Genomic DNA, 25,829 nt, shown 5'->3' with positions numbered 1-25,829 from the left:
GTAGGCCGGGTAAGCGTGAGCGCCAACCGCAACAGCAGCTCGGACCGTAGGCCGGGTAAGCGTTAGCGCCAACCGCAACAGCAGCTCGGACCGTAGGCCGGGTAAGCGTTAGCGCCACCCGGCAACAGCAGCTCGGACCGTAGGCCGGGTAAGCGTTAGCGCCACCCGGCAACAGCAGCTCGGACCGTAGGCCGGGTAAGCGTTAGCGCCACCCGGCGAAAAGGGTCAGGAGAAATACTGCTGCAACAGCGGCGCAGTTTCCTGGTTAGCGGGCGCCGCAGGGGTAATCGCCTGCGTACGGAACGGGATCACCTGCGCTCGTCCATCCACATTCACAATCTGGTAGAACTGCGGCAGGTTGAAGTTGATAAAGCTTGAGCCGTAGGTAAAGCGATCGTGCGAGGATGAATAGAACCGGCTGACGTCGCGCACCAGCTCCTCTTTGCTGCCTTCACAGTGGTGATACACCTCGGCACGGTTGGTTTCATCCAGAATGTAGATATTAAACCCGGCGTTATCGCCCGACTCCTCGAAGAAGAACTGAATAATCCCTTCACTCGCAAAGCCATCCACCACCTGCGGCAGCTTAACGTGGTTGGTTTCCACCTGAACCGACAGGCCATGCAGTTTGTTGTGTGAAATCGCGCCGTAGAATTCAATGGCGTTCTCCAGCTTCTGCACCGACACGTTCAGGCGCTCAAAGAACAGCCCCCAGGTCTGGCCGGAGACGCGCAGCGCTTTAAAGCGTCCGGTTTCATTCCGGGTGCTGGAAAGACGCAATTCGATGCACTCAGACACCAGCTGCTGCACGCGGGTACGAATCAGGCCGCGAAGGTGCTGGCTGTAGCAGAACACCTCCACGCTGTCCGGCGGCGCGGCGTCCTGGTGCATCTTGCCGAGGATCGTTTTCAGCGCCTCGATCATCGCCTGCTCGCCGTTAAAGTGCAGGGTACGCACTTCGTTCCACGAGTTGCGGTACAGCAGATCCACGCTGCCCACCAGGCAGTTTTGCTGCTCACCGAAGCTAAAGACGTCCAGCTTACGGAAGTCAAAGTGAACCACCTGATTGCGGAAGGCCGCCGTCGGGTCGTATTCCAGGTTGACGATGATCGCCAGATGGCGAATCTCACACGGGCTGTAGAGCGCTTTTGGCGTCGGCGCAGGCAGACGCAGTGGGAAGTGGTGCGAGACATCCGCCACCATCTCCTGCAATTTGGCTAAATCGACCACCTCGTTGCCCTTGATAAACAACCGGGTGCGTGAGGTGAGAAGGCCGTTAAACCAGGCCCAGGCCACCAGCTTGTTAAGGTAGCGGTTATACTCCAGCGGCTGATGGCTGATGATCGAATCCATGCTTGGCGCACGGTTGTACAGATACCACCCGGTGCGGTTCGCGCGGCCCGGCGGCACGTAGATAAAGGTCAGATTCGGTTCAGACAGGTCAGGCGAAATCTGTGGGTTCACCAGCGTTACCTTGCCCGGCAACGCTTCAAACGCGGCGTACAGTTTACGGGTCAGCACCCCGATATCCTGTGGGCTGGCAGAAACGCTAAGGTTGTTACGGCGGGCAAAGCGGATCAGGTTGCGGTAGCTCTGCATCATCGCATCAAGCAGCTCGTTGTGCGCCTCGCGCACCTGATCGATTTTCCAGTTGGCGCGGTTGTCGAGCATGGCGAGACGCGCTTCGTCCCATCCCCACTCTTTGACTAACTGGCTGACCACTTCACGGCGCCAGCCAACGCAGGCGCGCTCGCGGCTCAGTTTTTCACAGACTTTGAGATAGAAACATCGACGCACCAGGTCAAGACGCGTGGCGTCATCAATGGCCGTCAGGTATTCGGTGACGCGTTCCAGCATCATGCAGTAGGCATCAAGCCCGTAGGAGACGATCTCCCCGTCGTGCAGACGCTGCTTAATATCTTTCGCCAGCAGACGCGGGGTGGGGTATTCCCAGGAGTAGGCTTCCAGCAGCAGGGTTTTCAGCACCGCTTTGTACGGTGAATCAATGCTCTTATAGAGCTGCCAGAGGCTTGCACCAAAGTACTCTTCGGCGGACAGGGAGCTCAGACCGCCCAGATCCAGCCACTCGTTTGGCGTCAGTACGCCCTGCGAGTAAAGCGACATGACGTAGTCGTCATAATTCTCTTCTTCATCGCACGGCACCATATTCCACAGAATACGTTTTCCGGCCAGGCGAACCGCTGTACGGTAAAACTCATCCAGCAACAGAATATGCTGAGTCGAGCCGCAGTCTTCACCACCCAGACTGCCGCTTTCGTTATGGCGGAAACGGTTTTCATCAATCAGGAAGAAGCTCACTTCCACGCCGAGCGACGCCGCCCAGCTCTCCAGCAGACTGCATTTACGCTGCAACAGCTGGCGCTCTTCATTGTCGAGCCAGGACTGATGGCAGACCCAGATATCCAGGTCAGAAGAACAACTTTGCCCAACCGATGACGTGCTGCCCATGGAGTAAACCCCGGTAATCGGCAGCTCGCCTTTCGGCGAAACCTGCGGCGGCATACCACGGTAAAGCTCAAGTTCAGTCAGATAGTGCTGTTGGGTTTCATCAGGCGTGAAGAGGCAAATGCCCTGGGGAACGTTACCATCGAGGTAACCCGGCATTAGCGGATGGTGATAGTGCAACAATGTCGGCAGTAGACTGTATACCTGCTGGAAAGCAGGGCCCATGGCAGCAAGCGCGCGATCCACACGCAATTGATTGATGGCATCCAGTCTCTGTTTCAGAGTCTCAATATAGAGGTACAAGACGTATCGCCTGATGTTTCCGGGTGTCGCACGCCAGTCAAAACAGAACAAGCAGCGGACCCGCAGTATTTCAAAAAATAACCGTTACCCTTTTTCGCCTTGTTGTTTTCTGGTGGTACAGACGAAAAAATGGTCTAAAACGTGATCAATTTAACACCTTGCCGGTTGACCGTAAAGAAAGATGCGCTACATACAAGTGTAGCACCGTTCTGTACGTGTAAATTCCTGAATACGGCGGTGGCTGACGCGAACGCCGCCCTGTCCCTCTCACTCTTCATCAACCGTAAAACTGCCATCCGAGTGTCAACAATGTTAGGATGGTTAGCGATTGATAATGACGGTAACAAGCATGTTAGACAATGTTTTGAGAATTGCCACACGCCAAAGTCCTCTTGCGCTCTGGCAGGCACATTATGTTAAGCAGCGCCTGGAAGCCTGCCACACCGGATTACGCGTTGAGCTGGTGCCAATGGTCACGCGTGGCGATGTCATTCTTGATACGCCGCTGGCCAAAGTGGGCGGAAAGGGTCTGTTTGTCAAAGAGCTGGAACTGGCATTGCTTGAGAACCGCGCCGATATCGCCGTGCATTCGATGAAGGATGTGCCCGTTGAGTTCCCGGAAGGGCTGGGGCTGGTGACCATCTGCGAGCGCGAGGATCCGCGCGATGCGTTTGTCTCTAATCGCTATGACTCGCTTGATGCGTTGCCGGCAGGCAGCGTGGTCGGCACGTCAAGTTTACGCCGCCAGTGTCAACTGGCTGAACGTCGTCCGGATCTGGTGATTCGCTCGCTGCGCGGGAACGTCGGCACACGCCTTGGCAAGCTGGATAACGGCGACTACGATGCCATTATTCTTGCGGTTGCGGGCCTGAAACGCCTGGGGCTGGAAGAACGTATTCGCGTGGCGTTGCCGCCGGAGCTGTCGCTCCCCGCCGTCGGCCAGGGTGCCGTCGGCATTGAGTGTCGTCTGGATGATGCGCGTACTCAGGCACTGCTCGCGCCGCTGAATCATGACGATACCGCCGTTCGCGTAAAAGCCGAGCGCGCGATGAATACTCGCCTCGAAGGAGGCTGTCAGGTGCCAATTGGCAGCTATGCTGAATTAACTGACGGTGAGCTGTGGCTGCGTGCGCTGGTTGGCGCGCCGGACGGCTCGCAGATGGTTCGCGGTGAACGTCGCGGCAAGCCGCAGGATGCCGAGGCGCTTGGCGTATCGCTGGCGGAAGAGCTGCTGAGTAACGGCGCGCGTGAAATTCTGGCTGAGGTCTATAACGGAGAGCCCCCTGCATGAGCATACTTGTCACCCGCCCTTCTCCCGCAGGAGAGCAGTTAGTGAGCCGTCTGCGCGCACTGGGGCAGGTGGCCTGGAGTTTTCCGTTGATTGAATTCTCCCCCGGTCGCGAGCTGCCTACGCTCGCTGACCAGATGCGTGCCTTGCAGGAAGGTGATCTGCTCTTTGCGCTATCGCAGCATGCCGTGGAATTTGCCCATGCGCAGCTACAACAGCAGGGCGTTAACTGGCCCCACGCACCCCGCTATTTCGCTATCGGGCGCACCACGGCGCTGGCCTTACATACCGCGAGCGGAATCGATGTTCGTTACCCGTTAGATCGGGAAATCAGCGAAGTCTTGCTACAATTACCTGAATTACAAACTATTGCCGGAAAGCGTGCGCTCATTTTGCGCGGCAACGGTGGTCGCGAACTGCTGGGCGAAACGCTGCGCGAACGCGGCGCAGACGTGACGTTTGTGGAGTGCTATCAGCGCTGTGCGAAACACTATGATGGCGCGGAAGAAGCCATGCGCTGGCACGCGCGCGGCATTAATACGCTGGTGGTTACCAGCGGTGAAATGTTACAACAGCTTTGGTCGCTGATTCCGCTTTGGTATCGCGAAAACTGGTTACTCCGCTGTCGGCTTCTGGTCGTCAGCGAGCGTCTGGCGAACCACGCCCGGGAACTGGGCTGGCAGGATATTCGGATCGCTGATAACGTCGACAACGATGCGCTGCTGCGCGCATTACAATAACTCTCAAATGGGAAGCCATAATGACGGAACACGAAAAATCCTCCGCCGTGGTTGAAGAGACCAGGGAGACTGTGGACACCACGTCACAGCCAGAGACGACAGACAAAACCGTTGAGAAGAAAAACGGCAGCAATAAAACCAGCCTCACGCTGAGCGTGATTGCCATCGCGATTGCGCTGGCCGCAGGCGTGGGTCTCTACGGACTGGTGAAGAAACAAGGCACCAACCAGACGGCCACCAGCGACGCGCTGGTTAACCAAATCACCGCCCTACAGAAAGCGCAGGAGACGCAAAAAGCTGAGCTGGAAGGCGTGATCAAACAGCAGGCTGCCGCCCTCGCCGACGCGAACAGCAAACGTGAAGAGTTGACCAAACAGCTGAGCGAAGTGCAGGAGAAAGTCGCCACGATTTCGGGAACCGATGCCAAAACCTGGCTGCTCTCACAGGCCGATTTTCTGGTGAAGCTGGCCGGGCGCAAGCTCTGGAGCGATCAGGATGTCACCACCGCCGCCGCGCTGCTGAAAAGCGCCGACGCAAGCCTGGCCGATATGAACGATCCGAGCCTCATCAACGCACGCCGCGCTATTACGGAAGATATCGCCAGCCTGTCTGCGGTTTCTCAGGTCGACTACGACGGTATCATCCTTAAGGTAAATCAGCTCTCCAACCAGATTGATAACCTTCAGCTGGCCGATAACAACGACGATGACTCTCCGATGGATTCTGACGGCACCGAGCTGTCCAGCTCCCTGAGCGAATGGCGTATCAACCTGCAAAAGAGCTGGCAGAACTTTATGGACAGCTTTATTACCATTCGCCGCCGCGATGAAACTGCCGTGCCGCTGCTGGCACCGAACCAGGATGTCTATCTGCGCGAAAACATTCGCTCCCGCCTGCTGGTGGCTGCCCAGGCCGTACCACGTCACCAGGAAGAGACCTACAAACAGGCGCTGGATAACGTTTCAACCTGGGTACGTGCTTACTACGATACCAATGACGCAACCACGACCGCGTTCCTGGAGGATATCGACAAGCTGAGCCAGCAAAACATCACCATGAACGTGCCGGACAAGCTGGAAAGCCAGCCGATTCTGGAGAAGATCATGCAGACGCGCGTGCGTAACCTGCTGGCCCAGCCGGGCGTTCCGGCAGAGCGCCCGGCTGAAGCACCTGCCGCCGCGCCAGCGCCTGAAAGCGCGCCGCAAGGAGAGTGATGATGCTAAAAGTCTTCTTACTCTTCATCCTGCTGATCGCCGGAATTGTACTGGGGCCGATGCTCGCGGGTCACCAGGGTTACGTATTGATCCAGACCGATAACTACAACGTCGAAACCAGCGTGACAGGGCTGGTGATCATCCTGATCCTGGGTGTGGTCGTCCTGCTGGCAGTGGAATGGATCCTGCGTCGGATTTTCCGTACCGGCGTTCACACGCGCGGCTGGTTCGTTGGCCGTAAGCGCCGTCGCGCCCGTAAGCAGACCGAGCAAGCGTTGCTGAAGCTGGCCGAAGGCGACTATCAGCAGGTTGAAAAGCTGATGTCGAAAAATGCCGACCATGCAGAACAGCCGGTTGTTAACTATCTGCTGGCCGCTGAGGCGGCGCAACAGCGAGGCGATGAGGCCCGCGCCAATCAGCATCTTGAACGCGCATCTGAGCTCTCAACTAAGGATCCGATTCCGGTTGAGATCACCCGCGTTCGTCTGCAACTGGCGCGCAATGAAAACCATGCCGCACGTCACGGCGTTGACCGTCTGCTGGAAATTACCCCTCGTCATCCGGAAGTGCTGCGTCTTGCGGAGCAGGCATACATTCGGACCGGTGCCTGGGGTTCGCTGCTGGACATTATCCCTTCCATGGCGAAAGCCGACGTGGGCGATGATGAACATCGTGATGAACTTCAGCGTCTGGCCTGGATTGGCCTGATGGATCAGGCGCGCGCCGATCTTGGCAGCGACGGCCTGAAAACCTGGTGGAAAAACCAGAGCCGCAAAACGCGCCAGCAGGTTCCCCTTCAGGTGGCGATGGCAGAACATCTGATTGAGTGTGACGACCATGACACCGCGCAGGAGATCCTTCTCGACGGTCTCAAGCGACAGTATGATGACCGCCTGGTGATGGTCATCCCGCGTCTGAAAACCAACAATCCGGAACAAATAGAAAAAGCACTGCGCCAGCAGATCAAAACCGTGGGCGATCGTCCGCTGCTGTGGAGTACGCTTGGCCAGTCTTTGATGAAACACGGCGAGTGGCAGGAGGCGAGTCTCGCCTTCCGCGCAGCGCTGAAGCAACGCCCGGACGCATTTGATTACGCCTGGCTTGCTGATTCGCTGGACAAGCAGCACAAGCCGGAAGAGGCCGCAGCCATGCGGCGTGATGGGCTTCTGCTTACGCTACACAATAACGGAACGCAGCAGTAATTATCCAGGAGGCCAGATGGCCTCCTTTTTTGTACCCATAAAAAAACGCCTGCTATAAAAGCAGGCGTTAAAACAGGTCTGTAAGACAACATATTTGGTGCTTCACTCAACGTTATGTCCATGGTGTTTGATGAGGCCGAAGCGACATCTGTCAGTGGACGATAAGCACCGTAAACGGCTCTGCGTCATTCCTGAGTTTATGAGGCCGTAGGGCGAACATAAGAGATGGAATGAGCATCTACACGCATATTATTGCATGTAATGTGCCAGGTTTACACGCATAACTTTTACATCGCGCAACATTTTAAGATAAAAGGAAATTATGTTGCTAAGAGCCGCCTTACGCCATACAAACTCGCGCTAAGGGCGGCAATCTGTCGTCACCAGGAGACAGGTTAAGAGAGAAAATAATAAATTCTTTATTATTAAAGGCTTATATGTCGCTGAATCGCGACAAGGATATAGAGTGTTGTCGGGGAATGGCTACAGGATGAAAAAGCGCAGAAAACAAAAAACCCCGCCGAAGCGGGGTTCAAAATTGGTCGGCGAGAGAGGATTCGAACCTCCGACCCACTGGTCCCAAACCAGTTGCGCTACCAAGCTGCGCTACTCGCCGATGTACTGCTTTTTTGAATTTTTAGTTCAACTCATTAAAAGTCGTGGTGCGAGGGGGGGGACTTGAACCCCCACGTCCGTAAGAACACTAACACCTGAAGCTAGCGCGTCTACCAATTCCGCCACCTTCGCAATTCACAACTCTTTCAATAATGGGGTGGCTAATGGGATTCGAACCCACGACAACTGGAATCACAATCCAGGGCTCTACCAACTGAGCTATAGCCACCACTGTATTCTTTCACGCGGTTCTGACTACTTCTCAGACCACCGCAGCTCTAGCGCCGGGACTAAAATGGCGCGCCCGACAGGATTCGAACCTGAGACCTCTGCCTCCGGAGGGCAGCGCTCTATCCAGCTGAGCTACGGGCGCTTAGCGCCGTTGCGGGGCTGGATATTACGTACCTCCGACCCCGCTGTCTAGTGCTTTTTTGAAAAAAATGCGCGTTTGGTTATGGTTTGCACATTTTGCCGCTTATTCCTCCACTTTATGGGCGGAGCCACGGCGACCCAGGCCAAAAAGTTTATAAGCAGCTGTGACGGCAGCCAGGAAGATCATCCCGACAAACAGCGACATGCGGGTATCTTCATTAAAGTACATTCCAATTAATACGCAAATCAGGAACGCCATCGTCAAATAGTTCGCATACGGGAACAGAATGGAACGGAATGGATGGCTGGCGATCGCTTCTTTGTGCGCCTGTCGGAAACGCAGCTGGCTAATCAAAATGACAAACCACGGTACCATCCCCGGCAGCACGCTGGCGCTATAAACATAAACAAACACGCGCTGCGGATTCGGGATGATGTAGTTCAGGCAAGAGCCAATCAGCAGAATCACAATCGACACCGCTACGCCCGCCACCGGTACACCCACGCGGGAGACTTTACCCATCACCGCCGGCAGCTGTTTGTTTTGCGAGAGCGCGTAAAGCATACGCCCACAACTGTACATTCCGCTGTTACAGCCGGAGAGCGCCGCCGTCAGCACCACAAAGTTGATAATGGCGGCTGCCGCCGTGATGCCAATCTTAGCGAAGGTTAAGACAAACGGGCTGCCGGTGGTGCCGATCTCGTTCCATGGGAAAATGGTCACGATAACGAAGATCGCGCCCACATAGAAAATCAGGATACGCCACAGTACCTTGCCTACCGCGCTACGCAGCGTGACCTGCGGGTTTTTCGCCTCACCTGCGGTAATGCCGATCAGCTCAACGCCCTGATAGGAGGCGACAACGATACAGAGCGCCGTCAGAAAGCCCTTCCAGCCGCCCGCAAAGAAGCCGCCGTGCCCGGTCAGGTTACCAAAACCGATAGCGTGCCCGCCGTTACCGAAGCCAAAGAAGATGACCCCAAGGCCAACGACAATCATCACGATGATGGTGGTGACTTTGATCATCGCAAACCAGAACTCGATTTCGCCGTAAAGACGAACGGCGGCAAGGTTCGCCAGCGCCACCAGCCCTACGGCAATAAGCGCGGGTATCCACTGGGCCATCTCCGGGAACCAGAACTGCACGTAGACCCCGATGGCGGTGATCTCCGAAATCCCCACGGCCATCCACATAAACCAGTACGACCAGGCCGTGAGATAACCAAAGAACGGGCTCATATACCGGTGGGCGTAAACGGCGAAAGAGCCCGTCACCGGCTCCAGGAACAGCATTTCGCCCATTGAGCGCATGATGAAGAAGACGAACAGTCCGGCAATAATATACGCCAGCAGGACGGAAGGCCCCGCCCACTTCAGCGTGCTTGCCGAGCCCATAAACAGGCCAACGCCGATAGTCCCGCCCAGCGCGATCAGTTCAATATGTCGAGCTTCCAGCCCACGCTGAAGCTCCGGTTTTTTCTCTGCCATAATTCCTCGGTTGTGTTTGCTGTTTCCCGACTTGTTGCCGGGTATTGTTTTGAGGGGTACTGAAATACGGAGCGAATGGTTTCTTAAATTCTGGCAAATGGCAAACAATGCATTAAAAAAATGAATGCATTGCACATAAACTCAGCAGTTTTGCGGGGGCGTTGCAGCGCGAACAGCAGATCGCGCTGCATATTGATTACATTTTCCCGGTGTAGTGCCAGGCGAGGTAGCGCAGAAGGCGAATCTGTCGTTTTATACGCGTCGGTTGGGAGAGCAGGCGGTAGAGCCACTCCAGCCCCAGGTTTTGCCAGACTTTGGGCGCACGCTTAACGTGGCCGGTAAAGACGTCGTAGGTGCCGCCAACGCCCATATAAAGCGCATCCGGGCTGACCAGACGGCAATCGCGCATCAGTATTTCCTGGCGCGGCGACCCCATAGCGACAGTGACAATTTTCGCCCCGCTGTCGCGCACGCGCTCATATAACGCCAGGCGATCTTCCGGCCTGAAATAGCCATCCTGGCTGCCCACTATGTTAACATTCCACTGGTTACGCAGCTTTTGTTCGGTTTGCGCCAGCACCTCTGGCTTGCCGCCGATCAAAAATACCGGCGTGCCTTCAGCGCCTGCGCGCTCCATAAGCCGCTCCCAAAGGTCAGCACCCGCCACGCGAGACACATTAGCGTCTGGAAACTTTTTACGAATTGAACGTACCACGCTAATACCGTCTGCGTATTTAAACTCCGCGGCTTCAATCAGGCTTTTCACTTCCGCATTATCTTCAACCGCCAGCATTTTTTCTGCGTTGATGGCCACCAGCGTGCCCGACTTCATCTGCCCGTCCGCGAACAGAAAATCCAGCGCGTGCTGCATGTCACGCCAGCCAATCAGCTGTAGCCCGCGCAGTGCATAACGCGGGGCTGAAGTTGTATCCGTCATGATAATCCCTACTCAGACTTGCGACAGCGTTGTGCTGCCCTGTGGCTCACGTCTGTGCACAAGCCCTGCACTGTCAAACAACCAGTACAGCAGTTTTGCCAGCAGCAGACAGAGTCCGAAAACGACCATAAAGAACACCACGCGTGAGACGAATGAATCCAGCCCCTCGCGCGCCAGAACGATCATATTGAAAATGGCACCGAAACAGAAACTGTGCAAAACAGCGGCTTTGTAGCGGTTGGTCTCTTCGTTACCCAGCGTATATAGCCAGTCGAACCATTTTATTATCAGCCCTACCGCGATCGCGCCAGGCAGGATAAACCACGTTCCGCCCATCACTACCAGCGAGCCAATCAGGGTTGGGGAAATCGCCAGACCCGAATGGTTGTTCAGCACTTCCCAGGTGAAGTAGTTCGCCGTGTTCAGGACAATGCCGGGACGATCGGGCCACAGCCACGTCGGTATAAAGACATAGAAATCGCGAACAATCGGCGCCAGCCCCTGGAATTCGATCTTGTCGTAGTTTTGCAGCAGTAATGCCAGGTTTTCCCACGGCGAGAAGGTGTCGCGCGTCAGATACAGGAAGGTGTAAAACGCTTCGTCGCCGGCCACGTTCAGCCCGTAGCGCTTCAGCGCCAGCCAGAACATCCCCACAATGCCAAAGACGCCTGCCGCCGCCAGCATCCACAGCGAGATCCAGCCGCGAATAATGCCGATAAACAGGAAAATCGCGAAGGCGATAATGATGTTGGCGCGGGTGCCGCCGACGATCATGTAGGTCAGAATGCCAAATGCGACGGTGCTGACCAGGAAGAATAGCCAGGCTTTGCTGTCCTGACGCAGGAAAAAGACCACCAGCATCGCCGGGATAAAGAAATAGAAGAAACGCTTGAGCGCGACGCCGGAGACTTCGGCGGAGAAAATCTGGCTATAGGACTGCAACTTAAACAGTAAAAAGCCGTTATGCATGAAGAAAATCGCCACGCTAACGAGGGCGATAGTCATCAGCATAACCCACGTCAGATGGGTTTCTACCCGGTTCATGGTAAACAGCGGACGACGAGGGGTGGTGTCTTTTGCCGCTCGCAGGCGCGTTTTATAAGTGACGTAGTACACCGCGTAGAAGCAGGTCGCAGAGAGCAGCGCCTGCAACAAGATTTCCGGCGGCGCGACGCCAACATCAAAGCGGAACACGAGGATGCTGGTCAGCGGGAAGCCAAAGAAAAAGGTCAGCAAAAACAGCAGCGAGAAGAATACGTTGAAGTTAAAACGTACCCGCCGGAATTCAAACCAGGTGAGCGTGGCGATAAACAGCGTGCTCAGCAGCCAGACCACCAGCAAGCCGCTAAACTGCAACTGGCTCATGCGTTGTCTCCTGAAGCAATACGCAGCGCGCGGTGCCACGGCGTGAGGTAGTTCGGGCTGAAAAAGTCGATGCTATTTTTATCCACCAGCGTGAGCTGACGCTGCGCTTCCCGTACCACCTCGACATTAAGCGTGTCAGAGGTAAACAGCACCGGAATATGCTGCTCGGCCATGTCCTGCCAGAACGGGTTTTCGCGGTTGAGCACGCAGGGTACGCCCGCCTGAATCAGCAGACACAGCGTGCCAATCCCCTGCTGACGGGCAAAGATGAAATAGCCCAAATCGCATTTTCGCAGCAGCGCGAGATAGTCATCAAATTCCAGCTTATCGCTGAGAATGTGCAGGTTTTCTGCGCTAAACAGCGCAAGCCCCTGCTGGCGAACTTCATCGATGTAGGCGTCGTTATTGGCGGGATAGCCCATCGGCACCACCACGTTCACCGTGTCGCCAAACTGCTGATGCACCGCCCTCAGCGCCGCGACATGCTCGTTACTGCGATCGCCGGAATTCCCCACCAGGATGGTCAGCTTGCCCTCTCGAACCGTGTCATTCGCCATGGTGTTCAGCGCCGGATCCATACGGGTCGGGAAATAGAGCAGCTCCCCGCGAACCTTCGGGTGCTGTTTAGCAAAATAGTTGAGATCGCCTCGGGTAGCAAAAACGCAGCCCACGCGCGCCTGCGCCAGACGACGCAGCGGATAGAAAAGTCGGAACTTCCAGCCACGGGAGACTTCGTAGAGATCCGCTCCCCAGATATGCCAGCTGAACTGAGAAGGTTTGATCCCGCCGCTTAACAGCGCCAGCCACAGTCCGGTATTGAACTGTCCATGGAAGAAGAAACGTTGGCTTCGATCCGCTTTGGCTTTAGCAACCACGGCCTTCGTCAGCGCCGCTTTGTCTGGCCAGAAGGTGATATGCAATGCCGGACACGCCGCGCTCAGGCCGTTATCGCATCCAACGACCATAAACTCACGCGCATCGGGCGTGCCGGATGCCAGTTCATCGTTGAAGAACCGCAGAACGGTCTGGTTATGATGCGGGATATCCGATCCCAGTATGTGTATCAGTGCAGTCATGCGCGTTTACGCCAAAGTAAAAATACGCCGCAACAGGCAGCAAAATAAACGATATAAGTTGCCATATAGGCCTGCGCCGCCCCCAGCGCACCGTGGGTGGGGATCAGCCAGTGAGAAAATGCCGTTAGCAGCGCAAACTGGCCGATCTCTGCCAGGATATACAACCGCAGCGAAGCCTTCGCAATCACCAGATAGCCGAAAACGTATGCCCCCACTTTCAGCACATCGCCGACCAGTTGCCAGGCAAACAGATCGCGCATGGCGGTAAACTTCGCCGAAAACAGCAGCCAGATGGCGAAATCACGCAGTAACCAGACGGTAAAGCTGGCGATCGCAACGGCCGGCAACACGAAACGCAGGGCGCGAAAAATCTCGCGGGTAATATCCTGCCTGGACGTCAGGCGCGATAAGGTTGGCAGCAAATAGACGCTAAAGGAAGCCGTAATAAATTGGAGGTAAGCATCTGAAATGCTGCTTACGCCCTGCCAGATCCCCACTTCATCCCAGCTGTAATGCGCTGCCAGCAGGTTTCGCATCATCACGTAAGCCACGGGAAGCGTTACCGAAGTGATGAGCGCCATCAGGGTAAACTTTCCTAGCTGCCCCGCCAGTATCTTGTCCCACTGCGGTTTCAGGTAACTCAGCGGGACATTGCCTCTGCGCATCAGCATAAACGCAGCCGGAATGACAACGAGCGCAGGCACCAGCGCCAGCCCCAGCAGCGCGCCTTCATAGCCGCCCAGCCGATAGCAGAAGTAGTAGGCGATAACGCCGATAATGCTGCCGAGGATCAGCGCCAGCGCATTCCCGGCGGCATCACGGAAGCCTTTCATCAGCGCCAGCAGCAGGTTCGCCCAGGCGATCCCCATCTGAACGAGCGCCACCAGGCGCACCAGTCCCTGATAGTGCGTGTGTCCGAACAGTCCCTGACTAACAGGTGCCGCCGCCAGCAAAAAGACGATGGCCAGCAACGTAGAGAAGCCCAGCACCATAGCAGAGGAGGTGCCCACCACCGTGCGAAGCTTTTCGGCATCGTCATGATGCTGCGCGACGTATTTGGTGACGCCATTGAATATCCCGGCACCTGCCAGCACGCCAAGCACCGTGACCAGCTGGCGGAAGTTCCCTGCCAGCCCAACGCCTGACGGACCAAATGAGACGGCCAGCAGCTTGACGACCAGTAACCCGGCGCCAATTTTTACTAGCGTGGACGCTGCCGTCCACACCGACGCTTTTGCCAGAGACATATCAGGCGAAATAACTCAGAAGCGAATTGATCACCGTACGCTGGTTCACCGGCGCGAGGTTGTAGAACAGGGGCAGGCGGAGCAGACGTTCGCTCTCTTTGGTGGTGTAGCGGTCTTCACCGGCAAACATCCCGAAGGCTTCGCCAGCCGGGCTGGAGTGCAGCGGAATATAGTGGAATACCGCCATAATTTCCGCCTCTTTCAGCCAGGCAATCAGCTTGCTGCGATCGTCGTTATCGCGCAGCTTGATATAGAACATGTGGGCGTTGTGGATGCAGTCTGCCGGAATGGTCGGCAGTTCAATACGTCCGGCTTTAGCCAGCGGCTCCAGCGCGTCGTAGTAGGTTTGCCACAGGGAGAGGCGTTGCAGATTGATTCGCTCTGCCGCTTCCAGCTGCGCCCAGAGATACGCGGCCTGCAAGTCCGCCATCAGGTAGCTTGAGCCGATATCGCGCCAGGTGTATTTATCCACCTGACCGCGGAAGAACTGGCTGCGGTTGGTCCCTTTTTCACGGATCACTTCCGCACGCTCGACAAGGGCACGATCGTTAATCAGCGTCGCGCCGCCTTCGCCGCCTGCGGTGTAGTTTTTGGTTTCGTGGAAGCTAAAGCAGCCGATATGACCGATGGTTCCCAGCGCGCGACCTTTGTAGGTGGACATCACGCCCTGCGCGGCATCTTCCACCACGAACAGGTTGTGCTTTTTGGCGATGGCCATGATGGTGTCCATTTCACAGGCCACGCCCGCGTAATGCACCGGAACAATCGCCCGCGTTTTGTCGGTGATCGCCGCTTCAATCAGCGTTTCGTCGATGTTCATGGTATCCGGACGGATATCCACAAACACGATTTTCGCCCCGCGCAGGACAAACGCGTTCGCCGTGGAGACGAAGGTGTAGCTCGGCATGATCACTTCATCGCCGGGCTGAATATCCAGCAGCAGCGCGGCCATTTCGAGCGATGCGGTACAGGACGGCGTCAGCAGCACCTTGGCACTGTGAAAACGTTGCTCCATCCACTGCTGGCAGCGACGGGTAAAACCACCGTCGCCACAGAGCTTGCCGCTGCCCATAGCCGACTGCATGTAATCAAGTTCAGTGCCCACAACGGGAGGCGCGTTAAATGGAATCATCTTGTCACCTGTATAACCAGTAGGCGGTGGCGTCAATGCTGGCACCACTCGCAATATAACGTTTAAGCGCAGCGGTGTTGCCCATCTGGGTTGCGACCCGCAGCGTCGATACCTGTTGTTGCTCCGCCCAGTGCAGCGCCGCCTGCATGAGTTTTTCGCCCATGCCGCGCCCGGCTAACAAACCGATGCGCGCCTCTTGCTCGTTGAGCCTGCGAAGCGAAACAAAACCCTGAATCTGCCCACCGGCAGTACGGAACACCAGACAGACGTGGTCAAACGTGCCTTTAACCGCATTCTCTATCCACCGGGCATAAAAGCGGCCGCTGTCATCGGGCGCATACCAGGGCGCCCGGAAACGGCTTTGAGCGAAAGCCAGCGCCGCCATCTTGCGCAGCGCGGGGATATCCTGCTCCGTTGCAATTTCCGCGCCCGGTGAGCCGTGGCGGGCCACGGTAACAGAGAGATCAACCTCGCCCTCGACCAGCCGGAATCCGTGCTGCTGGAGCGCGTCCAGCAGATCGGCGCGGTCCGCCGGGATCTTAGCCTGTACGCGCTGCCAGGCGCTGAAGTCTGCGTCCTGCAACGCAGGAGCGTTATCGCGCAGACGCACTATCGCTGAGGGGAGAGAAAAAAATACGCTTTCCCACTCAAGGGACTCCAGCACGCCGTTGAGAGTAATCAACGCCAAACGCCCTTAGTATCAACAATATACTGCTGACGCACGGCATCAGCGGAGACCGCTTTAAACGCATTGTGATCCACCAGCAGCACCAGCACATCCGCCGTCGCCAGCGCGTCATCCAGTGCGGTAAGGGTGCAGTGACCGGCAAGTTTTGCCGGCAACGCATGAATATTCGGCTCAACCACCAGCGTTTCACCGCTGTGCCAGGCTGCGATCGTTTCGGCAATTTCCATTGCCGGGCTTTCGCGAAGATCGTCAATATTCGGTTTGAATGCCAGACCAAAGCAGGCAATTTTCAGCTCACTGGCACGTTTACCGCTGTCGGCGAGGCAATCCGCCACCGTGGCTTTCACCTGGTTGATAACCCAGTGCGGTTTGTGGTCGTTTACTTCGCGCGCGGTGCGAATCAGGCGTGCCTGTTCCGGATTCTGCGCCACGATAAACCACGGATCGACCGCGATACAGTGCCCACCCACACCCGGCCCCGGCTGAAGGATGTTCACGCGTGGGTGACGATTGGCAAGGCGAACAAGTTCCCAGACGTTAATCCCCTGATCGGCGCAAATCAACGACAGTTCATTCGCAAATGCAATGTTAACATCGCGGAAGCTGTTTTCGGTCAGTTTGCACATCTCGGCGGTGCGGGAGTTGGTCACCACGCATTCGCCTTCAAGGAAGATCTTATACAGCTCGCTGGCGCGCGCGGAGCAGACTGGGGTCATGCCGCCAATCACGCGGTCATTTTTAATCAGTTCCACCATCACCTGGCCTGGCAGTACGCGCTCAGGGCAGTAGGCGATGTTGATATCGGCCTGGTCGCCCGCCTGCTGGGGGAAGCTGAGATCGGGACGCGCCTCGGCCAGCCACTGTGCCATCTGCTCGGTTGCCCCAACAGGTGAAGTGGACTCAAGAATAACCAGTGCCCCTTTCTTCAGCACAGGCGCAATGGATTTTGCCGCCGCCTCGACGTAAACCATGTCAGGCTCGTGATCGCCTTTAAAGGGCGTAGGCACCGCAATCAGGTACGCATCGGCTTCTACCGCCGTGGTGCTGGCGCGCAGGAAACCACCGTCCACCGCCTTTTTCACCACACGATCGAGATCGGGCTCCACGATATGAATTTCGCCACGGTTGATGGTTTCTACCGCGTGCGCGTTGATATCTACGCCAATAACCTGCTTTTGACGAGAGGCAAAGGCCGCCGCAGTAGGCAGCCCGATATAGCCGAGACCAACAACAGAGATGGTAGTAAAACTCATAGCGTTACCCGATTGTGTTTAAGTGCGTGCAAAATACGTCCACAAGCCTGCCCGTCCCCGTACGGGTTATGGGCACGGCTCATCGCCTGATACTCTTCTTCGTCATGCAGTAAGCGCGTGACCTCTTCGACAATGCGACGCGGATCCGTTCCCACCAGACGCACGGTACCGGCAGTGACCGCTTCCGGACGTTCAGTGGTTTCGCGCATCACCAGTACCGGCTTACCGAGGGAAGGCGCCTCTTCCTGAATGCCGCCAGAATCGGTCAGGATCAGCCAGGCGTGGTTCATCAGCCAGACAAATGGCAGATAGTCCTGCGGCTCTATCAGGAGCACGTTTTCCACGTGGCCCAGGATACGGTTGACCGGTTCGCTGACGTTAGGGTTAAGGTGCACCGGATAGACAATCTGCACATCCTCATTCTGCGCGGCGATTTCAGCCAGCGCGTGGCAGATTTGCTCAAAGCCACGGCCAAAACTTTCGCGGCGGTGTCCCGTCACCAGAATCGTTTTCTTGCCGTTGTTCAGGAACGGATAGCGCGCAGCGAGTTCTGCCTGAAGCTCGCTGTTAGCCAGCACGCGGTCACGCACCCAAATCAGCGCATCAATGACCGTATTGCCGGTAACGAAGATTTTGCTGTCGCTGATATTTTCGCGCAGCAGGTTCTGACGTGAGTTCTCGGTTGGCGCAAAATGGTACATCGCCAGGTGACCGGTGAGCGTACGGTTGGCCTCTTCCGGCCACGGGGAATAAAGATTGCCGGTACGCAGTCCCGCTTCGACATGGCCAACAGGGATACGCTGATAGAACGCGGCCAGGCTGGTCGCCACGGTGGTGGTGGTGTCGCCGTGCACCAGCACTACATCCGGCTTGAACGACTCCAGAATAGGCTTTAATTCTTGCAGAATACGGCAGGTGATTTCCGTCAGTCCCTGTCCCGGTTTCATTATATTGAGATCGTAATCCGGGACGATAGAAAAGAGGGTTAAGACCTGATCGAGCATCTCACGGTGCTGGGCAGTCACGCACACTTTCGCTTCAATATCAGGATCTCTGGCCAGCGCATGAACCAGAGGCGCCATCTTGATGGCCTCCGGCCTGGTGCCAAATACGGTTAGTACTTTCACATCGATTCTCTTCGATTAGACGATGAAGGCCGCAGCCTTCATCGTAGACGGCGTTCTTAGTTTGTGCGGCGACGCAATAACGCTACGCCAGCGCCAGTCAGTGCGCCCACAATCCCCCACATGATCATCAGGAATGCGCGACGCGGACTATCGCGTTTTACAGGCTCTTCAGGCGTTCTTAAATAACGATAGGTCTGAAAACGCGGGTCCAGCGTTGGACCGACGTTGAGCGTATTGAGCATGGCGCGGTTTTGGTCGTAATCAAGGTCAAAGTCAGGGCCAACGGCCTGGATATTTTCCAGACGTGCCTGAAGCATTGGGCGACCAAGAAGGAACATTTCTGAATCAGGGAGTTCGTCAGCCGGAACATCCGTTTCGCTACGGGAAATATTGTGCTGTTCCGCAATCTTCAGCGCCTGCTCAATATTATGCACGCGACGGGCGAAGATGGCCTTAGCGACCTCTTCCTGACGTTTGACCTGCGCTTTCATCTGGATAGTTCGCGCAGCCCAGGCGCCTTTCAGCTCGTCATTCAGATGACTGGCCGCACGCTGGCTGGCAAAAGCAACGTACTGACGCAACAGGTTATTGGCGTCAGGCGCCGTTTCCGCAATCAGCTTCACGCTGTCGCTAACGTTACGGAGCACATCGCCAGGCATAAACTGAATGTTGTTGATTAAATCATCCAGCAGCGCGGCATCCGCTTTGCTGTTACCGACCATGCGCTGCTTGTAGTAGTCTGTCTGGGACCAGAAATCGCGACGTGTATCCCACGACGCCAGCTGCATCACAAACTCTTTGTAGGACTCATCCATCACCGAGGCCTGATCCGGGGTCGCCAGATTGGCCTTGATATCAAGATTACGCAGGAATTGCTGCTGGGAGTAGTAGCCTCCAAGCATATTCACCGTTGGTCGGTCTGTGATCGCCGTGGCGCTCCACTCTTGTTTCGCAAAGAAGGTATAGGCAAGCGCTAACAGCGCGAACCCCAGGCCAATCCCCACAATCCACAGTTTGCCCTGCCATAACACTCGAAACAAACCACGAATATCCAGCTCGTTCTCAGTGCCCACTGATTTCGCTCCCGCCAACGGTTGAGTCATCATAGTCCCGGTTTTACTTAGTTAATGTTGTGTTTTTGCCACTGTTCCGACGCATCCTGCGTTTTAAACGTTTAATAAAACGCGCGACTTTCCATGCACGCTTGATGCAGTAACCGTACATGAAAAATGCTAGCAAGAATAATACCAACATTACCCATTCAGGAATGAAATGAGCATATTCCGCGGCAACGCCAATCGCAGCCAGAATAGCAGCCGCTAGCGTAATCAGCACAAACGCCTGACGAGACGTGAAGCCGGCGCGCATAATCAGATGATGAATATGCTGCCGATCGGGAGAAAACGGGCTCATCCCTTTACGTAGACGACGGTACATAATAGCGACCATGTCCATCAGCGGGATGGCGATAATCCAGAGAGCCGTTACCGGGCTGATAGGGTGCGTTTTACCCTGCGTGGTCTCCAGCAGGACCCAGATCACCGTAAAGCCAATCAGGGTACTGCCCGCATCGCCCATAAAGACTTTATAGCGACGCCCTAACACACCCAGGTTCAGGCAGATGTAAGGCAGAATGGCGGCAATCATGGCAAAGCACCACATTGACAAGCTGTACTGGCCGTCAAACCATAAAATGATGCCGATTGCGCCAAACGAAACAGAGGACAGCCCACCGAGCAGACCGTCTATGCCATCAACCATGTTAAAGGCGTTGATAGCCGCCCACACGGCAAACAGCGTGAGGAAGAAGCCGAACGGCCCAAGCACCAGCTCCCAGGGACCAAACACGTAGCCCAGGCTTCTGAGATAGAGGCCGCCCACCACCATCATAATGATGCCAATGGCCGCCTGCACCGTCGCGCGGAACTTCACGCTGATATCAAAACGATCATCAAGGGCGCCGACCAGTACCAGCACACCGGCACATGCCAGGTAGAGTGCGGCATGGGGGATATAGTAATCCGCGATCCCGAATGTGAAACAGATGCCTGCGTATACCGAAATGCCGCCCACCAGCGGAATAAGCCCCTGATGACGTTTACGGAAATTCGGTTTGTCCACTAACCCAATTCTTTTTGCTACCTTGCGCGCAATGAACAAAAAACAGGTTGTGAATAAAAAAATACTGATCAGCTCAGTTACTGCAGTGAGTAGATTCACAATGGATTGCTCTCAACAAATGTTAGTCCCGGAAGTATAACCATGAAGCCTCTGCCTCAGAAGGATTAAAGAAGGCTTATCACAACTCCCTTTGTATGTTTTTCAATCAATTATTTCTTTGACTGTGCAAACCTTCTTATTGTCGCACCGACCGGTCAAAATTGGGAGTGTGTGGTAATAGCGTATAGTCCATAAATAAAAAACGCCACGTAAAAACGTGGCGTTTACTGGGATTATTTGCGTTACGAGCGTTTCATCATGTCGAAGAAATCGTCGTTCGTTTTAGTCATCGCCAGTTTGTTAATGAGGAATTCCATTGCGTCGATTTCGCCCATTGGATGGATGATTTTGCGCAGGATCCACATTTTCTGCAGCTCTTCCTGAGTGGTAAGCAGCTCTTCTTTACGGGTACCGGAACGGTTGTAGTCGATCGCCGGGAAGACGCGTTTTTCTGCGATTTTACGAGAAAGGTGCAGTTCCATGTTGCCTGTACCTTTAAACTCTTCGTAGATAACTTCGTCCATTTTGGAGCCGGTATCGATCAGCGCCGTCGCGATAATGGTCAGGCTACCGCCCTCTTCCACGTTACGCGCCGCACCGAAGAAACGCTTCGGACGATGCAGGGCGTTGGCATCCACACCACCGGTCAGTACTTTACCGGAAGCCGGCACCACGGTGTTGTAGGCACGCGCCAGACGGGTAATGGAATCGAGCAGGATGATCACGTCTTTCTTGTGCTCAACCAGGCGTTTCGCCTTCTCGATAACCATTTCCGCAACCTGAACGTGGCGGGAAGCAGGCTCGTCGAAGGTTGACGCAACCACTTCCCCTTTCACCAGACGCTGCATCTCGGTCACTTCTTCCGGACGTTCGTCAATCAGCAGCACCATCAGCACACAGTCTGGATGGTTGTAAGCAATGCTCTGCGCGATGTTTTGCAGCAGCATGGTTTTACCGGCTTTTGGCGGCGCCACAATCAGACCACGCTGGCCACGACCAATTGGCGATGCCAGATCCAGCACACGAGCGGTTAAGTCTTCAGTAGACCCGTTACCACGCTCCATACGCAGACGAGAGTTCGCGTGCAGCGGCGTTAAGTTCTCGAACAGGATCTTATTGCGGGAGTTTTCCGGTTTGTCGTAGTTGACTTCATTAACCTTCAACAGCGCAAAGTAGCGTTCACCCTCTTTTGGAGGACGAATCTTACCTGAAATGGTGTCACCAGTGCGGAGGTTGAAACGGCGGATTTGGCTAGGGGATACGTAGATGTCGTCAGGGCCGGCGAGGTAGGAGCTGTCTGCAGAGCGGAGGAAACCAAATCCGTCTTGCAGTATCTCCAGCACACCGTCGCCAAAGATATCTTCGCCACTCTTAGCGTGTTGCTTCAGGATGGCGAAAATGATGTCCTGCTTGCGCATACGAGCCTGGTTTTCCAGTCCCATATTTTCGCCGAGAGTGATCAGCTCAGAAACCGGCGTATTCTTTAATTCGGTAAGATTCATAATGGTGTGGGTTCTTAAACTCGGGGTGATTCTCGAACTTAATGTTGTGAATGGTATGGCAGGGTCATCCATGCCTGTTTAGCGGCCATCACCTCATGTCTGTTCGCTGTCTGGTCACAGGGAAAGAACGCAGAACTGAAACGACAAGACGGATTGAGTGACAAGCCCGGAATCTAGCAACTTCACGCACTGTTTAAGTTAACAACGGGAAGTATCGGGTAAAACAAGATTCAAACAACAAGATATGTTTAAAACGTAGTCATAGCTAACTTAGCACGACTAAAGCCGGGCGTCCAGAGCTCACCATTAATTAGGCGCTCTGGACGCTCAGCGGAGAAACCTTACGCCAGGTTAGCGTCCAGGAACTCTTTCAGTTGACCTTTGGACAGTGCGCCCACTTTGGTCGCCGCCACGTCACCGTTCTTGAACAGCAGCAGGGTCGGGATGCCACGGATACCGTATTTTGGCGCGGTGCCCGGGTTCTGGTCGATGTTCAGCTTGGCAACGGTCAGTTTGCCCTGATATTCGTCAGCGATTTCATCCAGAATCGGAGCGATCATTTTGCAAGGACCACACCATTCAGCCCAGAAATCAACGAGGATCAGCCCGTCAGCTTTAAGTACGTCCGTGTCAAAACTGTCGTCAGTCAGGTGAATAATTTTATCGCTCATATATAACTCCACAGGAATAAGCCTGGTACGTTGGTTTTGTCTCCACCAACGACGTGTTGATGTCGCATTAACCAACTAAAGGTTGACTTTATTTCACCGGATACGCTTTCGTAAAGCAATAGTAAGCTGATATTCTACCACACTATGAGCAAAACACATTTAACAGAACAGAAGTTTTCCGACTTCGCCCTGCACCCAAAGGTGATCGAAGCCCTTGAAACTAAAGGGTTTCATAACTGCACGCCCATTCAGGCTCTCGCCCTGCCGCTGACGCTGGCCGGTCGTGATGTTGCAGGGCAGGCGCAAACCGGTACTGGCAAAACGATGGCGTTTTTAACGTCAACGTTTCATTATTTACTTTCTCACCCAGCGATTGCAGACCGCAAAGTTAACCAGCCGCGCGCGCTAATTATGGCCCCGACGCGAGAACTGGCGGTACAGATCCACGCAGACGCTGAGCCCCTGGCGCAAGCCACTGGCCTGAAACTTGGCCTGGCCTATGGCGGCGACGGCTACGATAAACAGCTGAAAGTGCTGGAAAGCGGCGTGGATATCCTGATTGGGACCACAGGCCGTCTTATCGACTACGCTAAACAGAACCATATCAACCTCGGCGCAATCCAGGTCGTGGTGCTGGATGAAGCAGACCGCATGTACGATCTGGGCTTCATTAAAGACATCCGCTGGCTGTTCCGCCGTATGCCTGCGGCAAACCAGCGTCTGAACATGCTGTTCTCCGCAACCCTTTCATACCGCGTACGTGAACTCGCATTCGAGCAGATGAACAATGCGGAATATGTGGAAGTAGAACCGGAGCAGAAAACCGGGCACCGCATTAAAGAAGAGCTCTTCTATCCTTCTAATGAAGAGAAAATGCGCCTGCTGCAAACCCTGATCGAAGAAGAGTGGCCGGATCGCGCGATCATCTTTGCGAACACTAAACACCGCTGTGAAGATATCTGGGGCCACCTGGCGGCAGATGGTCACCGTGTGGGCCTGCTGACCGGCGACGTGGCGCAGAAAAAACGCCTGCGCATTCTCGACGAATTTACTCGTGGCGACCTTGATATTCTGGTCGCGACCGACGTGGCGGCCCGTGGCCTGCACATTCCAGCCGTGACGCACGTCTTTAACTATGACCTGCCAGATGACTGTGAAGACTATGTACACCGTATCGGTCGTACCGGTCGTGCCGGCGCAAGCGGTCACTCCATCAGCCTTGCATGTGAAGAGTATGCGCTGAACCTTCCGGCCATTGAGACCTATATCGGTCACTCTATTCCACAGAGTAAATACAATCCGGACGCGCTGATGAGCGAACTGCCGCCACCTAAGCGCCTTACCCGTCCACGTACCGGTAATGGCCCGCGTCGTTCCGGCGGTGCGCCGCGTAATCGTCGTCGTTCAGGTTAAAAAATGATGCTCAGTTCCACCTCGCTCTATGCGGCAATTGATCTCGGTTCGAATAGTTTTCATATGCTGGTTATACGCGAGGTGGCGGGAAGCATACAGACGCTGACGCGCATCAAGCGTAAGGTCCGCCTGGCGGCGGGCCTGAGCAGCGATAATCACCTCTCTCCCGAAGCCATGGAACGTGGCTGGCAGTGTCTGCGCCTCTTTGCAGAGCGTCTGCAGGACATACCGCATGCCCAAATCCGCGTTGTCGCGACCGCGACGCTCCGTCTGGCGGTTAATGCCGTCGATTTTATTGCCAAAGCGCAGGAAATTCTCGGCTGCCCGGTGCAAGTCATCAGCGGTGAAGAAGAAGCGCGTCTGATATATCAGGGCGTGGCGCACACTACCGGGGGCGACGATCGCCGTCTGGTGGTGGATATTGGCGGAGCGAGTACTGAACTGGTGACCGGCACAGGTGCCCAGGCGACCTCGCTGTTCAGTCTGTCGATGGGCTGCGTAACCTGGCTTGAGCGCTACTTTACTGACCGCAATCTCGCGCAAGAAAACTTCGACGAGGCTGAAAATGCCGCGCGTGAAGTGCTGCGTCCGGTCATGGACGAACTGCGCTACCACGGCTGGAAAGTGTGTGTTGGGGCGTCAGGTACTGTACAGGCGTTGCAGGAAATCATGATGGCGCAGGGGATGGATGAGCGGATCACGCTTGCTAAACTCCAGCAGCTTAAACAGCGCGCCATTCAATGTGGTCGTCTGGAAGAGCTGGAAATTGAAGGGCTGACGCTCGAACGTGCGCTGGTCTTCCCCAGCGGGCTAGCCATTCTCATCGCCATTTTCACCGAGCTAAACATCCAGTGCATGACCCTGGCAGGCGGCGCACTGCGCGAAGGTCTGGTCTATGGGATGCTGCATCTTTCGGTGGACCAGGACATTCGAAGCCGTACGCTACGTAACGTCCAGCGCCGCTTTATTGTGGATACCGATCAGGCGCAGCGAGTGGGCCAACTGGCATCGCTCTTTGCGGATCAGGTTAAATCACGTTGGGATATCGAACCGTTAAGCCGCGATTTGCTGCTAAGTGCGTGTGCGTTGCATGAAATTGGGCTTAGCGTTGAGTACAAGCAAGCGCCGCTACACGCAGCCTGGCTGGTGCGTAATCTCGATTTGCCGGGCTACACTCCCGCGCAGAAAAAATTGCTCGCGACCCTGCTGCTGAATCAAACCAACGCCGTTGACCTCTCTTCACTTCATCAGCAAAACGCTGTACCGCCGCGCGTGGCCGAACATCTCTGCCGCTTACTTCGTCTGGCGATTCTGTTTGCCAGCCGGCGTCGCGACGATCTCCTCCCGGCCATTACGCTGGTGGCAGACGATGAAAAACTGACGCTGACGCTGCCGGAAAATTGGCTAGAAGATCATCCGCTTGGAGCAGAGTTGATCGAGCAGGAGTGCCAGTGGCAGAGCTATGTGCACTGGGCGCTTGATGTGAAGTGACCCTTTGAAGCGTGCCGG

The 25,829-nt window shown here is 55.4% G+C and carries 20 protein-coding genes and 4 tRNA genes; 6 read left to right on the top strand and 18 right to left on the bottom strand.

Features of this window, described 5'->3' with window-relative positions; genetic code table 11:
- Positions 1–225 precede the first annotated feature (225 nt).
- On the bottom strand, positions 226–2,769 hold the full coding sequence (gene cyaA / locus ACQG0S_RS00940; protein WP_023299043.1) for a class I adenylate cyclase: 2,544 nt from the start codon (positions 2,767–2,769) through the stop codon (positions 226–228).
- Positions 2,770–3,118: 349 nt separating this feature from the next.
- Here cyaA and hemC point away from each other — a divergent pair, with 349 nt between their 5' ends.
- The 4 genes from hemC to hemY are packed head-to-tail and all read left to right on the top strand — an operon-like array spanning position 3,119 to position 7,213.
- Entirely contained in the window at positions 3,119–4,060 is a 942-nt protein-coding gene (gene hemC / locus ACQG0S_RS00935; RefSeq protein ID WP_038415042.1) for a hydroxymethylbilane synthase, read from the top strand.
- On the top strand, positions 4,057–4,797 hold the full coding sequence (hemD, locus tag ACQG0S_RS00930) for a uroporphyrinogen-III synthase (RefSeq protein ID WP_426749928.1): 741 nt from the start codon (positions 4,057–4,059) through the stop codon (positions 4,795–4,797). The genes hemC and hemD overlap by 4 nt, the downstream gene beginning before the upstream one ends.
- A gap of 20 nt (positions 4,798–4,817) precedes the next feature.
- Positions 4,818–6,011 (top strand): uroporphyrinogen-III C-methyltransferase, encoded by a 1,194-nt coding sequence (gene hemX, locus ACQG0S_RS00925; RefSeq protein ID WP_022646657.1) that lies wholly within the window; start codon positions 4,818–4,820, stop codon positions 6,009–6,011.
- 2 nt (positions 6,012–6,013) lie between these two features.
- Positions 6,014–7,213, top strand: coding sequence for a protoheme IX biogenesis protein HemY (gene hemY / locus ACQG0S_RS00920; RefSeq protein ID WP_032622057.1), 1,200 nt, complete (start codon positions 6,014–6,016; stop codon positions 7,211–7,213).
- Positions 7,214–7,752: 539 nt separating this feature from the next.
- Here hemY and ACQG0S_RS00915 read toward each other — a convergent pair.
- The 17 genes from ACQG0S_RS00915 to trxA all read right to left on the bottom strand — a co-directional run bounded on the left by ACQG0S_RS00915 (position 7,753) and on the right by trxA (position 22,907).
- Positions 7,753–7,829: transfer RNA gene (locus ACQG0S_RS00915), tRNA-Pro, on the bottom strand.
- Between the two features lie 44 nt (positions 7,830–7,873).
- Positions 7,874–7,960 (bottom strand) — tRNA-Leu (locus tag ACQG0S_RS00910).
- A 21-nt stretch (positions 7,961–7,981) separates the two neighbouring features.
- Positions 7,982–8,057, bottom strand: a tRNA-His gene (locus ACQG0S_RS00905).
- Between the two features lie 67 nt (positions 8,058–8,124).
- Positions 8,125–8,201, bottom strand: a tRNA-Arg gene (locus tag ACQG0S_RS00900).
- Positions 8,202–8,303: 102 nt separating this feature from the next.
- Entirely contained in the window at positions 8,304–9,689 is a 1,386-nt protein-coding gene (gene thrP / locus ACQG0S_RS00895; protein ID WP_023305225.1) for a bifunctional threonine/serine APC transporter ThrP, read from the bottom strand.
- A 196-nt stretch (positions 9,690–9,885) separates the two neighbouring features.
- Entirely contained in the window at positions 9,886–10,626 is a 741-nt protein-coding gene (gene wecG, locus ACQG0S_RS00890) for a lipopolysaccharide N-acetylmannosaminouronosyltransferase (protein WP_023299039.1), read from the bottom strand.
- A gap of 12 nt (positions 10,627–10,638) precedes the next feature.
- The gene (wzyE, locus tag ACQG0S_RS00885) at positions 10,639–11,991 is read right to left on the bottom strand and encodes an ECA oligosaccharide polymerase (RefSeq protein WP_017693948.1); all 1,353 of its coding nucleotides are present in this window, start codon (positions 11,989–11,991) and stop codon (positions 10,639–10,641) included.
- Positions 11,988–13,067, bottom strand: coding sequence for a TDP-N-acetylfucosamine:lipid II N-acetylfucosaminyltransferase (locus tag ACQG0S_RS00880; protein WP_023305223.1), 1,080 nt, complete (start codon positions 13,065–13,067; stop codon positions 11,988–11,990). Before ACQG0S_RS00880 ends, wzyE begins: the two co-directional genes overlap by 4 nt.
- A complete protein-coding gene (wzxE, locus tag ACQG0S_RS00875) occupies positions 13,064–14,314 on the bottom strand; it encodes a lipid III flippase WzxE (RefSeq protein WP_048966559.1) in 1,251 nt (416 codons plus the stop codon). Before wzxE ends, ACQG0S_RS00880 begins: the two co-directional genes overlap by 4 nt.
- Before the next feature lies 1 nt (position 14,315).
- Complete coding sequence (rffA, locus tag ACQG0S_RS00870; protein WP_032608214.1) at positions 14,316–15,446, bottom strand: dTDP-4-amino-4,6-dideoxygalactose transaminase; 1,131 nt, start codon at positions 15,444–15,446, stop codon at positions 14,316–14,318.
- A gap of 4 nt (positions 15,447–15,450) precedes the next feature.
- Positions 15,451–16,128, bottom strand: coding sequence for a dTDP-4-amino-4,6-dideoxy-D-galactose acyltransferase (rffC, locus tag ACQG0S_RS00865; protein WP_023305220.1), 678 nt, complete (start codon positions 16,126–16,128; stop codon positions 15,451–15,453).
- Positions 16,125–17,387, bottom strand: a complete 1,263-nt coding sequence (wecC, locus tag ACQG0S_RS00860; RefSeq protein ID WP_108367980.1) for a UDP-N-acetyl-D-mannosamine dehydrogenase — start codon at positions 17,385–17,387, stop codon at positions 16,125–16,127. Before wecC ends, rffC begins: the two co-directional genes overlap by 4 nt.
- Positions 17,384–18,514, bottom strand: a complete 1,131-nt coding sequence (gene wecB, locus ACQG0S_RS00855) for a non-hydrolyzing UDP-N-acetylglucosamine 2-epimerase (RefSeq protein WP_032622055.1) — start codon at positions 18,512–18,514, stop codon at positions 17,384–17,386. Before wecB ends, wecC begins: the two co-directional genes overlap by 4 nt.
- A 56-nt stretch (positions 18,515–18,570) precedes the next feature.
- Positions 18,571–19,617, bottom strand: coding sequence for an ECA polysaccharide chain length modulation protein (wzzE, locus tag ACQG0S_RS00850; protein WP_022646646.1), 1,047 nt, complete (start codon positions 19,615–19,617; stop codon positions 18,571–18,573).
- A 13-nt stretch (positions 19,618–19,630) separates the two neighbouring features.
- The gene (gene wecA / locus ACQG0S_RS00845) at positions 19,631–20,734 is read right to left on the bottom strand and encodes a UDP-N-acetylglucosamine--undecaprenyl-phosphate N-acetylglucosaminephosphotransferase (protein ID WP_001050933.1); all 1,104 of its coding nucleotides are present in this window, start codon (positions 20,732–20,734) and stop codon (positions 19,631–19,633) included.
- 242 nt (positions 20,735–20,976) lie between these two features.
- A complete protein-coding gene (gene rho / locus ACQG0S_RS00840) occupies positions 20,977–22,236 on the bottom strand; it encodes a transcription termination factor Rho (RefSeq protein ID WP_001054528.1) in 1,260 nt (419 codons plus the stop codon).
- A gap of 341 nt (positions 22,237–22,577) precedes the next feature.
- Positions 22,578–22,907, bottom strand: a complete 330-nt coding sequence (trxA, locus tag ACQG0S_RS00835) for a thioredoxin TrxA (RefSeq protein WP_006812392.1) — start codon at positions 22,905–22,907, stop codon at positions 22,578–22,580.
- Positions 22,908–23,051: 144 nt separating this feature from the next.
- Between trxA and rhlB the strand changes: the two genes are divergently transcribed.
- Together rhlB and gppA are read left to right on the top strand one after the other, a co-directional pair.
- Complete coding sequence (gene rhlB / locus ACQG0S_RS00830; protein ID WP_022646644.1) at positions 23,052–24,320, top strand: ATP-dependent RNA helicase RhlB; 1,269 nt, start codon at positions 23,052–23,054, stop codon at positions 24,318–24,320.
- Between the two features lie 6 nt (positions 24,321–24,326).
- Entirely contained in the window at positions 24,327–25,811 is a 1,485-nt protein-coding gene (gene gppA / locus ACQG0S_RS00825) for a guanosine-5'-triphosphate,3'-diphosphate diphosphatase (RefSeq protein ID WP_155019289.1), read from the top strand.
- Positions 25,812–25,829: the final 18 nt, after the last annotated feature.

Source organism: Enterobacter cloacae complex sp. 418I7 (genome assembly GCF_050030705.1).
Lineage (GTDB): Bacteria > Pseudomonadota > Gammaproteobacteria > Enterobacterales > Enterobacteriaceae > Enterobacter > Enterobacter intestinihominis.
This window is presented reverse-complemented; position numbering and strand designations above follow the sequence as displayed.

Excerpts from the sequence above, each read along its gene's own strand:
- trxA (WP_006812392.1), bottom strand. The coding sequence starts at position 22,907 with ATGAGCGATAAAATTATTCACCTGACTGACGACAGTTTTGACACGGAC.
- rhlB (WP_022646644.1), top strand. The coding sequence starts at position 23,052 with ATGAGCAAAACACATTTAACAGAACAGAAGTTTTCCGACTTCGCCCTG.
- wecC (WP_108367980.1), bottom strand. The coding sequence starts at position 17,387 with ATGAGTTTTACTACCATCTCTGTTGTTGGTCTCGGCTATATCGGGCTG.
- hemC (WP_038415042.1), top strand. The coding sequence starts at position 3,119 with ATGTTAGACAATGTTTTGAGAATTGCCACACGCCAAAGTCCTCTTGCG.
- hemX (WP_022646657.1), top strand. The coding sequence starts at position 4,818 with ATGACGGAACACGAAAAATCCTCCGCCGTGGTTGAAGAGACCAGGGAG.
- hemY (WP_032622057.1), top strand. The coding sequence starts at position 6,014 with ATGCTAAAAGTCTTCTTACTCTTCATCCTGCTGATCGCCGGAATTGTA.
- wecG (WP_023299039.1), bottom strand. The coding sequence starts at position 10,626 with ATGACGGATACAACTTCAGCCCCGCGTTATGCACTGCGCGGGCTACAG.
- gppA (WP_155019289.1), top strand. The coding sequence starts at position 24,327 with ATGCTCAGTTCCACCTCGCTCTATGCGGCAATTGATCTCGGTTCGAAT.
- wzxE (WP_048966559.1), bottom strand. The coding sequence starts at position 14,314 with ATGTCTCTGGCAAAAGCGTCGGTGTGGACGGCAGCGTCCACGCTAGTA.
- thrP (WP_023305225.1), bottom strand. The coding sequence starts at position 9,689 with ATGGCAGAGAAAAAACCGGAGCTTCAGCGTGGGCTGGAAGCTCGACAT.
- wzzE (WP_022646646.1), bottom strand. The coding sequence starts at position 19,617 with ATGACTCAACCGTTGGCGGGAGCGAAATCAGTGGGCACTGAGAACGAG.
- rho (WP_001054528.1), bottom strand. The coding sequence starts at position 22,236 with ATGAATCTTACCGAATTAAAGAATACGCCGGTTTCTGAGCTGATCACT.
- rffA (WP_032608214.1), bottom strand. The coding sequence starts at position 15,446 with ATGATTCCATTTAACGCGCCTCCCGTTGTGGGCACTGAACTTGATTAC.
- wzyE (WP_017693948.1), bottom strand. The coding sequence starts at position 11,991 with ATGAGCCAGTTGCAGTTTAGCGGCTTGCTGGTGGTCTGGCTGCTGAGC.
- ACQG0S_RS00880 (WP_023305223.1), bottom strand. The coding sequence starts at position 13,067 with ATGACTGCACTGATACACATACTGGGATCGGATATCCCGCATCATAAC.
- hemD (WP_426749928.1), top strand. The coding sequence starts at position 4,057 with ATGAGCATACTTGTCACCCGCCCTTCTCCCGCAGGAGAGCAGTTAGTG.